The organism is Collinsella sp. TF11-5AC (assembly GCF_003436775.1).
GTDB lineage: Bacteria > Actinomycetota > Coriobacteriia > Coriobacteriales > Coriobacteriaceae > Collinsella.
The window spans coordinates 72312-86237 of record NZ_QSQO01000006.1; the positions used below are offsets into that span (position 1 = coordinate 72312).

Below are 13926 nucleotides of genomic sequence, written 5' to 3' on the forward strand. Positions count from 1 at the left end.
AATGACAAAGCAAGAACGTGGATGGACGAGAAAAGTGTCCGCAAGTCTCATGGCCATCACATCCCACCTGCCAAAGGGATGGGTGAGCGAGCGTTACTCCTGCTCGGACTCCTCAGCCTGCTTACGGCTGCGGATGAGATGAGCCACGCCGATACACAGCACCGCGCCACCAGCGATCCAAGTGAACGTCACGCCGTTAAGGCCGGTGAGCGGGAGGCCGGAACCCTGCTTGTTTTTGACGATCAAGGCAGCAGTACCGTTGTCCGTGTTAGTCGTGTCAACCTCGACCAAATTGGAACCCCTGGTGCTCGTCTTGACCGTAATCTTGTTTTCTCCCTCTCCCTCTGCTTGGTTGAATCCAATGGCTTTGATGGTGAAGGTGAACTCGGGGATGGTGTTATAGCCGGCGAGCGTATGGGTCTCCTTGACGGTGTAGGTGCCGGCATCGAGGCCCTTGACGTTAATCTCGCCGGAGTCGGTGGTCGTGAACTCATAAGCCTCAGTACCGAGGGAGCCATTCTCCTGGACATACATGTCCTTGGATGCAATATCGTCGGGATCAGTGGCACGGATGGTGAACTTTACGCCCTTAAGTATCTTATTCTCATCCGTCGCGTCCTTCTTGACGAGCTTGAGCGCATAGGTGTAGTCGCGCACGGTGTCGGGCACAGACTCACCCCGGGAATCGTGGCCAGGGTTGTTGGAGTAGATGAGCTTGACGGTGTTGGAGTTGCCCGTGCCACCGACAACGACATGCTGGGACTTATTCGGGTCGAGCTTGGCGCTGTACGTGACAACGACCCTTGTATGCTCGCCGACAGTGACGCCGGCCGCCGTGGCGGCAGCCTTAAGATCGTCAAACTTTACGCTCAAGACCGTTCTGCCATTTGAATCGGGATCAGACACGGTCACAGAAGTAGGCGTGATCTGAGTCTCACCAATCACGGCCTTGACAGTGGACTTATCAACAGTCAAACCGGCAGACAGCTCATCGTGGAACTCATAATAGTAGGTGCTGAACGTGTCGACATTGCTTGCAACCGTGCCGGTCAGCTTGTACTGAACGGTCTGACCCATCTGGGAGTCCGCCTTGTACTTCCAGTCGTTGTCCGCACCATCGTCCTTGACCTGCTTCGTCACGGTCGGGATGCTCGTCTTCTCGGTAACGACCACTGCGTTGCCGCCCACGACTGCAAAGATCGGCGAGGTACCGGTCTGCTTCTCATTCGCACTGAGCGAGTCGGTATCGGTCATGAACAGGTAGTAGCCAGCGCTCGTAGTGGTGAAAGCGCGACCGGCGGCAAAGGAATCGCCCGTAGCGGTAACACTCTTCTCTACAGCCAAGGCAATCTTGTTAAGGATGCTGCTCTGCGGCAGACTCGTGGTATCAGTGGTATCAGTGATCTTGGAAAGATAGTCGGCAACGTCAGAAGCGGTCGAGTCTAAGGTAATCCCTGGGGCATTATTATCAACAAGCACCTTCAGGACCGCAGTCTCTGCGTCATCACTCGCCCACTCAATGTTGGACGCAACCTTACCGGACTTTCCGTCAATAACGTCAGCCTTAAAAATCTGATACGCCTTGAACGAAGTGGAGTCATTGTCCACGGACTTGTTAATCGTGAGCGAATAGCTGGGGGCAGCACCCTCCGCAGCAAACGCCATCGTGACTGTCGCCATCACGCCGCCGAAGCTCAGGGCTGCGGTGAGGCCGGCGGTTACTGCCAGGCGTGCGATGTTCTTGGTTGTTTTCATGTTGGGACCTCTTTCTTGGAGGTTGCTTTAATTCTCGTCATCACCAAAAGTCAGCAGGCTCATTTCCCTGCGCTCTAATCGCTACGGAGGTAGTACGCCACTGAGCAAGGGGGGGCAATTATTTATCATGGCGACCTCCTCCCCGCTTGATGACGAGCGCGACGACAATAGCCACTACTCCGATGACGGCCAAAGCCGTTACCAACACCAACGTTCTATCTCCCGTCGAGGGCATAAAGCCTCGACTCACTTCGTTACTTGGGGTGTTAAGCACCGACAACTCGACTAAACCCTTCCCGGCATCGGCGGCATCAACTCGCAGAGGGCTTTCGGCCGATACGGTCACCTTAGGCTTGGCGGCCGCCACCTGGTCGACATCCAGGCCCTCGGCCTTGACCGTCACGCAGCACGTGCCCTCAAAGGCGGTGTAGCCCTTGGGCGCCTTGAGCTCGCGGACCTCCAGCTTGCCCGAGTCCACGCCCGAGACGGTCACGCGGCCGTCCTCGCCCGTGGTGACGGTGGCCTTGCCCTCCGCATCCCACGTGCCGTCGGCCGCCAGCGTGCGGCCGCGGTCGTCGGCGATGCTCAGGACCGCCCCGGCAAGCGGCTTGTCGCCGTCGCTGCCGCGCTTGGTGAGCGCGAGGTCCCAGGTGTAGGCGCACGCATCGTCGCTCGGCGTGTGGGTGAAGCCGGCATCGCCGGACTGGTCGGCAAAGGGAGAGCGCGGGTAGCGCAGGTAGACCTCGTTGGGGTTGCCCTTCGCGATGCCGTGGTTGCATGCGCTGTTGAGCGGCGCATCGTACACGGCAACCACGCGGGCGCCCGCGGTGAAGGCGTCGGCCCCGCCGAGCGCGGCGATCAGGTCGCCGGTGCGCACGGTGAAGGTCTTACCGTCGGCCGCTACCTTGGTGGCGCACTGGGCCGTGATATCGGTCCAGCCCTTCGCGGGGTCGGTGCCGACGCTACCGTCCTTGCCGGCCGAGACGGCGTCAAAGCCGCCGTCCGCGCCCGCCGCCGCGTACACGCGCATGCTCGCGGCCACCTTGGAGGGGTCGAGCCCCGCGCTCATGGTGTCGACGAACCGCACCGCATAGGCGTCGTAGGCCGTGAGGCCCGCCGGGACCGTGGCCGAAAGGCGCCAGTACAGGTCGTCGCCGACCGTGGCGTCGGCGGCCTTCTGCCATGCGGCGGCGCTGTCCTCCAGCACGTGCTTGGACACCTTGGGGGTCGCCGCCTTGGGCTTGACGGTGACGGCGCTGCCGCCCACCAGGGCCATGATCGGCGCGGTGCCGGCCTCGCCCCGGGCGATGGCGTCGTCGTCGGCGACGATGAGCCAGTAGCCGCAGGGCAGCTCGGCCGCCGTGCCCGCGTTGAGGGCCGCGAGCTCGGCGCCAGAGCTCTGGAGGGAACGAGCGAGCTGCGCGCTCAGCGCGCTCGTAAGGTGGGAATCGGTGTTGAGCCACTCGGCAGCTTCCTGCGCGGTGGTCTGGGAATTGGGCATGCCGGCGCTGTGCAGCACAGGCAGCGCGGCGTCGCGCACGGCGTCGCTTGCCCAGGCGAGGTCGGTGGCGATCTTGGCGTCGCTGTCGCCGTCGACGACGTTGGCGCTAAAGATCTGGTAGGCGTCGTAGCTGCGCGCCACGGTGCCGCTCACCGTGATGGAACCGGTCGAGGTCGGCGCGGCCTGCGCGGATGCGGGGAACACAACCGCGCAGGTGCCGATCAGGAGGGTAAGCAGCGCAAACAAGATCGGGAAGGAGCAAACTTTCTTATTCACGACGCTTACCTCCCTTCGCATTCGCCTTGCGACGAATGTGCATCCAGGCCGCAGCAGCGCAAAGCACCACCGCGCCGGCAAGGTACGTCAGAGTGACGCCCGACATACCAGAAAGGGGCAAAGAGGTGGAGTAGGTGTTGGTGAAGGTGGGGGTGGAACTTTCAGTGAGTTCGCGGCCCGTGTCGTTGGTCACTGGCTTGCCATCACGATCCTGAATCTGCTTGTAGGTCGCAGTGACGTCGATATGGTGGTTAGAGTCGTCAGTCGCGTTAACCGTAATCTGATAGACCGACTTGTCGTACGTATAGTGCGAGAACAGCGAACCGTCGTCTTTCTCGCGCACGTAGTACGTGAAGGTCTTGGAAGCACCACGGCCAGCGGGGCCAGACGCGAGCTGGTCGAGTTGATCGAGTTTGTAATCAATCTTGTCGAAGCTCAGGGTCTGGGACTTGTCGCCGTCGGCAGTGGTGGACTTGCTGCTAACGATATCCGTAAAATCTGTGTCGGTCGCAAGCTGGAGCGTGAACTCCTTCATCTCGCCACCCTCAACGACCTTAGTCGCCATAGGCGTCCAGGAGCCCTTCGAGTCGTACGGAGTGAACTTGTTAGTGAAAGTCGTGGAGTCACCCTCACAGATAATTGGATAATAGTCTCCACTCTTCTGCACCTTGCTCCTCGCTTTTACGTTCTCCCACTTCCCAGACGACTCGCGGAATTCGTACTTGGTTACACCGACGTTTTTAATCGTGTAGTTATGGATGTAAAGATCCTTCAGTTGGCTTGAGTTTTCTTTACTCGGAACAGACATGAGCAAGGTCTTGGTATCTTCGGCCGTCACCACAATCTTATACACGCTGGAGTCGTACGTGATGCCAGAATCACCACCGGGGTCTTCGACCAAGTAGTATGTGATTTCGTTACCCGCGCCACTCGATGCGAATTGTTCACCAAGGTCAAACGTAATGCTGCCTTCTGCATCATTTGCTGCTGTTCCAACCTCGGTGCAAACGTCGCGATTGAATGTCGTGCCAGCTGTCGTGCCAGCCAAAGGGTCGTCTGAATCCTTGCGATACACCGTAAAGGAGAACTCCCCATCATTGAGCTTGCGGCCTTCCAGCTTCTTGGTCGCCTTGAGCTTGAGGCTCGGATAGACATACGTGTCCTCAGGCGCGCCCATGTACAGGTCGCCGTTCGACATGATGCCGCCGCCATGGTTCCAGGAATAATTGCCCGTGATAAACGTCGCGCCCGCCTCTAGCGCAGCCTTTCGCGCATTGATCGCCTCGGGGTCTTGAGCCTTAACATCCGAACTCAGGCCGATGCTTTTATATACCTGCACGCCACCGTTAGCGGGGATAGTAATGGCTTTCTGGAGCTCTAAGCTTCCCCGATACTTAGCATCGCCGCCGCCAAGCATTTTGCCAATCACCGCCGCGATCGGAGTCGTATGACCCTCCGCCGCAAGGAAGAAGTCCGCGTGGCCGTTTTCGCGAAACACTTCGGCATTGTAGGCGTCGGAGTCCTGGTCCTTACCGTGACCACCGCCGGAAAGATGGGGGGTGCCGTTATTGCCTGTATTACTCACGGATTCGTAGTCGTTCGCGTTTTGCTCATTTCCGGCAGAAGTATTACCGAAAATCGCCGTGCCGTCGGTGCCTGTCACCAAAGTCTTACCCGTCGGGCAAGCCGCAACGCCGCCACCGTAGCCACCGGCCTCATTGCTGCTTATATAGGAGTTATAGACAAATAGCCTACCAGCATTAGACGCGACCTTAGAATCGCCCTGGACGAAGATGCCGCCTCCACCCCAGTCAAAGCGAGACATGCAGTGGTTATTAGTGATATAGACTGGATTTGAATTTGACGTTCCTTTTATCATCGCGTCAACCATCTGGCCCACGCGAATGCCGGCACCCTCAGAGCGAAAACTCACGTTAGAGGCAATAGTTCCCCCCGTAATGTTGAGCCATGCCATTGTCTTGCGCGAGCTCGCCCCTTGGTGTTCGATGTCGGTCACATAGACGCCGCCGCCGGCTTCCTCAGAATAGTTGCCCGTGATCTGGCCGCCCGAAATGGTGACATGAGTACCGTTTTTAGCGGCAAGTCCAGCACCGCCATGATCGCCATTACCATCGTTACCACAGTAATTGGCATATTTATTGTTAGTAATGTAGCCACCAGAAACAGTAACGCTGCCGCCTTCGGCCATGATGCCGCCGCCGAAACCAACACCAGTAGCAAGCGTGCTGTTGCCGGAGATTACGCCATTAGTTATGTTGACCGTGGAGTCTTTAGCATACACACCACCGCCACTAGGAGCACTGTTGCCGGCAATTACGCCACCGGAAACCTCGAGGGTCGAATTACCGTGTATTTCAATTCCGCCGCCCGCACCCGAGCCAGAAGCTCCACACACATAGCCGCCGCGCATGTTGACGGTAGAGCCGTTCTCGGCATAGACCAAGCTGCTAACGCTGCCGCCTTGTTTTTGCGTGATCACGCCGCTCACAAGGTTAAACGTGCCGCCCTTGCCGTTGTTGTTATATAGATTGATGAGCTTTAGATTTGCGTTGCCTCCGCACGCCACGATGGCGCCTTTAATCTCAACGTCATGTTTGACAAGTGTCTCGGTTGTGCCTGTTCCGCTCGGGGACGATTCGGTCACGTAGTAGGTAAGATTAGATGGAATGTTATCGTTATCGTAAGTCAGTTCGGCATTCTTGCCATAATTGGCGGCATTCTTGTCATAATTATCGGCATTCAGGCTCTGCCCCTGATCAGCTAGCTGCTGGCCCTCGCTGACCGTCTCACCCACCTGTGCAGAATCCCTAATTGTAAGTGACGCACCACCGGCAACATTGAATAACGGCTTGTCGGCGCTCGAGTGCTTAATCTTATGACCACTTAGGTCAAGGGTGATATTGCTGCCGCCTTTGTTAAGTGTGATTTCACCAGGAAAGTCAATATCAGCCGCAAGCGTAAAGCTGGCGGTTTGATTTTCCTCAACGCCTAGAAGCTTTCCCTGCAAGTCACCGGCATTCTTGATGTCCGTGGCTGTCTCTTCGCTCGCCACAGCCTCCTCGGCTGACGAACCAGCGCCATCGTCGATCGCTTCATTTTCTTCTGCCTGCGACTCGTCCTTGGGCTGCTCCTCCTGCTGGATTTCGTCGTCGCCCGCAGCATCGTCACTATTCTGGTTTTCGGTATCCCCGTTGTTGGTGTTGCCTACATCAGTAGACTCACTTGAGGAACCCCCCCCCATCACAGTTTCCTCGGTAGAAACCGTCTGGGCATCGTTGGCAATGGCCTGCGAGATCGGAGGCATGACGAGCGACAGTACCAGGCTCAAAACGGAGGCTCCGCACAAAACGCCTGCCAGCACACGGCGCGTCGCTTTATTACTCTGCTTAGATTTATCCGAATTCGCTTTCATCGATGTCTCCTCCCCAAGAGACCGCGATCTTGCTCTTTCACCATCAAACTTGGGCGCGCAACCTATAATTACTCGCGCTCGATATGCATATTATTACTCTTTGTTTAAACAACGCAAGCCTAACAATGTCAGTTTTGCTTTACGTTGCCTTAACTTCTTGACAATTATTCAAACTATGCATTGTTTTTCGAGGGTTAAATTTCGGAAAGACGCTGGTAAACTCGTTAGCAAATCTAGATAAATGACACTTTATCATTGTTTGTACAACACTTTGTTTTAACCCGCTCAATCTGTGAACGGTCAAAATTGCGCCGTGAATGGCAGTATATCTACCTGGAAATATTAGTTATGAGCTAATTGGTCAATTACTGCACAACTAGCGTGTGCCGATATGTTCATACATCGACACTTGAATGGCATCGCATGTTACCGGCTGCAAATCTCCTCGCTACAAAAAAGCGTCCCAACAATCGACTGTTGGGACGCTTGGAAAACCACCACAAAGGCGCTCTGCCCTCTTTGTGGCTGCCCCCAGGCGCTACAGCAGATGCTCCTGGATAAAGATCGCGATGCCGTCCTCGTCGTTGCTCGCGGTTACAAAGTCCGCGGCGGTACGGGTGGCGTCGCTGCCGTTTGCCATAGCCACGCCCACGCCGGCGTCGGCCACCATGCAGGTGTCGTTGTCCGCATCGCCAAACACGCAGATGTTCTGGAGCTCCATGTCGTTGAGCTCCGCCACGCGCCCAAGGCCGCGCGTCTTGGACACGCGCGGATCCATGAACTCGTAGAGCCGCTGCGTGGTCTGCAGGGCCGCCGCCTTAACAGTGTTATCTGCAAACGTCGACGCCCGTTCAATCACCCGCGGCATCACCTCGGGCGCCATGGTAAACATCACCTTGGGCTGCGGCTCGCGCAAGAACTCGGCAAAATCGACCACCTGGTAGGGCACGCCGTCGACGCGCGACAGGTGCTCGACGCACGCGTTGCTCTCGGGCACGTAGAACACGCCGTCTCGGGGGCAGACGGGTGTTGCCGGAAGGTCCGCCATGTGCTTGCAGATGCGCGCGATGGTCTCGCCCGGCAGCGGAAAGCTCAGCTCGTTGATGGCGTGCGCGCGATCGATGACCTCGGCGCCACCGCAGCCCACGAGCACGTCCACCAGGCCTTCGATGCCCCAGAACTCGTACATGGCCTCGGTCGCGTGGGCGTCGCGCCCGGTGCACAGGCCAAAAAGCACGCCGCGGTCGCGCAGGGCGCGGATCGCCGCCACGGTGCGCGGGGACACCGTATGCTGGCTCGTGAGCAGCGTACCGTCGATATCGCAGAACACGGCTTTGATGTGGCTGAAGGTGGCGTCCATGGGGGCCTTTCTGGGTTGTGCGGCGGTGTGGGGTGTATTCGTGAACGGCGTACATGGTATACCAAGGCGCGGATGCTGCCTGTCAAAGCAAAACCACCACAAAGGTGCCTGGCCCCTTTGTGGTGGTAGGATGCAGGATGGCCTGGCCCAGGGCGCAAACCATCACAACATTCGACGTTTTTCGGCAAAATCGCGATTTTCATCGAATGCTGTGATGGGTTTTACTGCCTTGCGGCACGATCAAAATGCCGGCATCCAAACAGCAGCAGCGCCGCGGGAACCGCCGTCACGACCATGCCAGCCCCCACGAGCGTCTGTTGTACGCCAAATGTCGCTGCCAGCCACGGGGCAATCGCCAGCGGCGCCACGCCGGCAAACATATTGCCAAAGCCCATGACCGAATTGACGCGACCAAGCTGCTCGAGCGGAGCCGTCGTTTGCACAATGGTGTTGTGGAGCGGGTTGACGACACCCCACGCCACGCCCAGGACAATCTGGCCGACGAGGGCTACACCCACGTACGGTGTTCCCACATAGAGCAAACTTCCCAGGCCCACGGACATAAGCGCCACGAGCAGCGTTTTAAGGTTGACCAAGTGCGGCGGCAAGCGGAGCGCGAGCACGGCACCCAGCACCGCGCCGACACCGCAGGCCGACGAGAGCCAGCCCATCCACTCAACACCGACGTGCAGGACATCGCGGTAGAAGAACGATTCGAGCGGGTCGAAGGCTCCATAGCCAAAGTTCGAAAGAAAAATGATACAGAAAAGTAGCGCGAGGACGCTGTTGGTGAAGACTGTCTTGATGCTGGCTGCGAAAGTGGCGTGGGCGGACGTGCTGGGGTTGGAGCTTTGTCCCGCACGCTCCCCTTCCTCTGCCGAATCGGCATCCGCATGCTCGGCGACATGGCTGGCCTGCGGCCTAAAGCCCCAACCGACGACGAGCGCCAGCACGGTAAAGAGCATCATAAGCACGAACACCGCGCGCGACGACGCAGCCGCCGCGACAAAGCCGCCCAGTGTGGGGCCGACGATAATGCTCACGTTGGAGAACATAGTTATGGCGGAGTTGATGTCTTTGAGCTCGACGGGGTCGTCGGTGAGATACGCCGGATAGGACGTGGCGATGGGCTGGGCGAATCCCATCACAAAGCCCAGGAGTACCGCGCCGGCAAGGACTGTTCCGGTCGCGCTGCCAAAGGCGATAATTGCCGCGCCCGTCGCCAGCGTGCCGACGATGCTCAACAAGAAATGGCGACGTGGGCCCCAGGCGTCGAGCGCCGCACCACCCGCAAAGGACCCCAGAATCACAAAGACGTTCATAAAGAGGACAGCCAGTGACGTCGCAACAACCGAAGCGCCATCCGCATAGGTGAGCGTTCCGATGACGCCGATAAAGTAGCTGGTCTGAAAGCCGGTGTAGATGAGAAAGCGCATCGCCACCAGGCGCTTGGCCTGCGCGGACAGCGATGATTGAGGCTTTGAGAAAAGAGAGGCGAGCATGAAGACTCCTTGTTTCATACGAATGCGCACGGTGGGTATTCGCCACCGTCTGTCAAATCAATCTATCCGCATGAAACATCAAGGACGCATCAAGCCCCTTTTCTCCGTTTTTCGCCCGTCATGAACTACTTGGTAGATTGTAAGGCATGTCCCACACATCTACCAAAGCAAAAACCACCACAAAGGTGCCTGACCCCTTTGTGGTGGAAATGACGTTTGCCCAGATAAAACCTGCCAAAATAAACCTGTCCCTTTTTGGCAGGTTTTAGGCCAGGTGGTCTTGGATGAGATCACAGATGGCTCGGGCGTCGTTGATGTTGATGGCTCGGGTCGCGAAGCCGGCGTCGAAGGCCTGGCGCGCCAGGGCCTCGTTGCAGGCAAGGGCCAGCGTGTGACCGTCGACCAGGTCGAGCGAGCTCTTGCCGCGCAGACGGTCGACACCGGAGCGCGCGACCACGATGTTGTCGAAGCCCTCGGTCTTGTAACCCTCGATGATCACCACGTCGACATCGTTGTAGCGCGACAGCAGCTCGCGCGCGGGCATCTCGTCCTCCTCGCGCGTGTCGGAGTACTCCGCCCAGCGCGTGGCGCAGATGAGGCCCACGTGTTTGGATCCGGCCTGGTGATGGCGCCACGTATCCTTAGCGGGCACGTCGATATCAAAGCCGTGATGCCCGTGATGCTTGAGCGAACCCACGCGCAGGCCGCGGCGGGTGAGCTCGGCAATGACCTTCTCGACGAGCGTGGTCTTGCCCGAGTTTTGGTAGCCGATAAACGCGATTGCGGGGACGGCCGGTGTCGGAGCTGCGGGCGCGACGGCGACGGGTGCGCTCGCGGGTGCGTCGCCCGCGGCACCCACGGCTTCGACAGCAGCAGCCTGACGCTCTGCGCGGTCCCACACGCCCGAGCGGCCGCCCTCCTTGTGCAGCAGGCGCACGTCGACGATCTCCATGCCGCGATCGACTGCCTTGCACATGTCATAGATCGTAAGGCACGCGGCACTCGCGCCGGTCAGGGCCTCCATCTCGATACCCGTCTTGCCCGTCACGCCCGCCGTAACCAGCACGTAAAAGCCAACCTGCCCGTCCGCGCGCGCCGGTGCCCAGCCCTCGGGCACGTCCTCGGCAGGCGTTCCCGCCGGAGCGATGGGCGCAATATCGCACTTGCTCTTGGTAATGAGCAGCGGATGGCACATGGGAATGATGTCGCTCGTGCGCTTGATGGCCATGATGCCCGCCACGCGCGCGCAGGCAAGCACGTCGCCCTTTTTGGCGCGGTCCTGCAGCACCATGGCCTGCGTCTCGGGGTGCATGAGGATGGTGCCCTCGGCGATGGCGCTGCGATGGGTCTCGGCCTTGTCGGACACGTCGACCATGCGTACCTCGCCCTTGGCGTCCACGTGCGTCAGCTCGTCGCGACGGGCGTCGCGGGCGGGCGGCTCGGTGGCAGCGCTGGCAGTCGGCTGCGCGGACGCGTCGGCGTTGCCAGCATTCGCCGCAGCTGTGACTTTGTGGGCAGACATCGCGGCCCTGCGAGCGGCCTTGGTGGCATCGGCGTACCTGCTCTTGGCCATATGATCATCCTCCGATTTGGGACATAAATCGTTGCGTGCCCTCAATTATCGCGTGTTCCTGCGGTTTGTGGGCCACGGCATCGCGCCAAATCGAAAGTACCTGCATATCATCACCACGGCGCAGGGCGTCGCGCACCGAATACTCGGCATCGCTGAACAGGCACGGACGCACGTTGCCATCGGCCGTCAGGCGCAGACGGTTGCAATTCGCACAAAAATGGTTGGACATGGCGCTAATAAAGCCAACCGTTCCCGCCGCACCCGGAAAGTGCCAGTAGCGCGCAGGGCCCGCGCCGGCAGGAGCGTCGTTGATGTCGAGCGGCTCGAGCTCGCCCAGTCCCGCCGCGGCAGCCCCGGCATTGATGCGCGCCCGCAGCTCGTCGCTCGGCACGGTATCGCTCGCGTCCCACAGCTCGGGATTGAGCGCGGGCGCATGCGGGCCCACAGCGCAATGCGAACTTGTGTGTTCGTCGCCGATAGGCATGTATTCGATAAAGCGCAGGTGGATGGGGCGGTCGAGCGTGAGCCGCGCGAGGGCCGCCACATCCTGGTTGAGTCGGCGCGCCACAACGCAGTTGACCTTAACGGGCTCAAAGCTCCAAGCCAGCGCCGCGTCGATGCCAGCCATGGTCTGCTCGAGCCGACCCAGACGCGTGATCTTTCCAAACATCACGGGGTCGAGCGTATCGAGTGAAATGTTGACGCGATCAAGCCCGGCGTCTTTGAGCTGCGGCGCCAGCTTGGGCAGCAGGGCACCGTTGGTGGTAAGCGAGATGTCCTCGATCTGCGGAATCGCGCGGATGTCACGAATGAGCGGGATGATACGGCGGCTGACCAGCGGCTCGCCGCCCGTCAGGCGCACGCGGCGAATGCCCTCCCCCGCCACTAAGCGCACAAAGCGGGCGATCTCCTCGGCGCTGAGCAGCTCGTCGTGCGCGCGGGGCGCTACGCCATCGGCCGGCATGCAATAGATGCAGCGGAAATTGCACTTGTCGGTAACGGCAATGCGCAGGTAGTTAATGTCGCGGCCAAAGCCGTCATGTTGCACGTGCCCGTCCACGCAGCCCTCCCCTCACGCGGCGTTTTATTCTTCGGAAAACATAATACCCCACGAGAGAATCATGCCGACACCCGTACGACAGGACAGGTCGCTTCGGGCAAAACGGACTTTCCAAGCCCATCCTCAGCACAGACCATCACAACATTCGATACTTTTCCCGATTTTGACAAAAAACGTCGAATGTTGTGATGGTTTGCCTGCCCACGGCACCCCGTAGAAGGGCCGGAACGCCCCTAAAGGCCGTCGTCCCAGTGACGAATCACGAATTCTCGCAGGTCGTTCTGCCGCTTTTGGAACGCTTCGCTTCGGTCGCACTTAAGGCCCATAGCAAGTGCGATAGCGTTCATCGCCCGGTGCAATTGCAGCTGATGGGCAAACTGAGTCCCGGTGAGGACGATCATCCTAAAGCCCAGCGCGCTCAGCACGGTCATACGCTCCGCATCCGACGCGCTGCGCTGTTTATCAAGATGGTCCGAGCCGTTGTATTCAAGCCCCGTACCACTCGCAGGCGCATATACGTCGATCTCGAAATACTCGGCCTTTGCAAGATACTTGAACTCGCTGGGAACATCGACCCGATGGTTGAGCTCGATCTTGGCGTATCCCAGCCCTCCCTGGGAACGTTTTGCTACGACCATGATTGCGGTGGCCGTCTCCATGGGCGAACGCGCGCCATCGCGCACGCGCTTGAGCACGGAGACCGCGCGTACAGCCCCCTGACGAGATCGGTTCTCATTGCAATAAGCAATCAAGTCGGCAACGGTATACCTCTGTCCCATCTCGATATAATCGCCTGTCGACAGATGATTCAAATGGTAACGGGCGCAGATTTCGTAGCCATATTCCAGCCGCTCAGGCTCGCTCATCCACGAACCCGCTTGGACAAAGCACATGGCCTCATCAACCACCAGAAGGCCCTCTGCCACCTCGATAAGATGGCCTGGAGGTACCGGCGCTCCAAACACGTGGCACCTAAATCCAGCCGGCGTCGAGCGCTCAAAATCGAAGTTGACGAGCGTGTCGATATGATCGAGCTCGTCTCGTGGAATACCAAGCGAGACCAGATAGTCGGCAACGATCCCAACTGCCGTTGAAGCCCTCAGCCCTTTGGCATCGAGTCCCAATTTGGGCAGGCTCGCGGTCGGCTCCGCTTCGTTAGCAAGCGAGTCCTCATCGTATAGGCTGCTTGCTCGCGAGAGCGGCTCGGACGGGCGCGCCACGTTGTGGTACAGCCAGGCAGTCTTATGGGACAGGACGATCGGCAGGTCCATGAGCCCTCCAATGGAGTCGGATAACCAACCTTATTCCCCTGCCCACGGGTCCGCACACCTTCGTGCGCAAGAAAGCGATTCCACCCGATCGAGTGGTAGAAAAACCATCACAACATTCGATGCTTTTCCCAATTTTGGCAAAAAACGTCGAATGTTGTGATGGTTTGAGGCGAGGTGAGGAGCATGGAGGGGTCA

At 59.0% G+C, this 13926-nt stretch carries 8 protein-coding genes; all 8 read right to left on the reverse strand.

What is annotated here, in order from left to right; translation table 11 throughout:
• Window positions 1-93: 93 nt before the first annotated feature.
• The 8 genes from DXD16_RS04465 to DXD16_RS04500 all read right to left on the reverse strand — a co-directional run bounded on the left by DXD16_RS04465 (window position 94) and on the right by DXD16_RS04500 (window position 13731).
• Window positions 94-1755, reverse strand: a complete 1662-nt coding sequence (locus tag DXD16_RS04465) for an isopeptide-forming domain-containing fimbrial protein (RefSeq protein WP_117655244.1) — start codon at window positions 1753-1755, stop codon at window positions 94-96.
• A 118-nt stretch (window positions 1756-1873) separates the two neighbouring features.
• Entirely contained in the window at window positions 1874-3532 is a 1659-nt protein-coding gene (locus tag DXD16_RS04470) for a SpaA isopeptide-forming pilin-related protein (protein WP_158551565.1), read from the reverse strand.
• A complete protein-coding gene (locus DXD16_RS04475) occupies window positions 3525-6965 on the reverse strand; it encodes a Spy0128 family protein (protein ID WP_117655246.1) in 3441 nt (1146 codons plus the stop codon). Before DXD16_RS04475 ends, DXD16_RS04470 begins: the two co-directional genes overlap by 8 nt.
• Window positions 6966-7503: 538 nt before the next feature.
• Entirely contained in the window at window positions 7504-8325 is an 822-nt protein-coding gene (locus tag DXD16_RS04480; RefSeq protein ID WP_117655247.1) for an HAD family hydrolase, read from the reverse strand.
• 221 nt (window positions 8326-8546) lie between these two features.
• Entirely contained in the window at window positions 8547-9827 is a 1281-nt protein-coding gene (locus DXD16_RS04485; protein WP_158551568.1) for an MFS transporter, read from the reverse strand.
• Window positions 9828-10092: 265 nt separating this feature from the next.
• Window positions 10093-11400, reverse strand: a complete 1308-nt coding sequence (gene mobB, locus DXD16_RS10545; RefSeq protein ID WP_117655249.1) for a molybdopterin-guanine dinucleotide biosynthesis protein B — start codon at window positions 11398-11400, stop codon at window positions 10093-10095.
• A gap of 4 nt (window positions 11401-11404) precedes the next feature.
• Window positions 11405-12460: a GTP 3',8-cyclase MoaA gene (gene moaA, locus DXD16_RS04495; RefSeq protein ID WP_233502611.1), complete on the reverse strand. Its 1056-nt coding sequence runs from the start codon at window positions 12458-12460 to the stop codon at window positions 11405-11407.
• Window positions 12461-12693: 233 nt separating this feature from the next.
• Window positions 12694-13731 (reverse strand): hypothetical protein, encoded by a 1038-nt coding sequence (locus tag DXD16_RS04500; protein WP_117655250.1) that lies wholly within the window; start codon window positions 13729-13731, stop codon window positions 12694-12696.
• Between the last annotated feature and the right edge of the window lie 195 nt (window positions 13732-13926).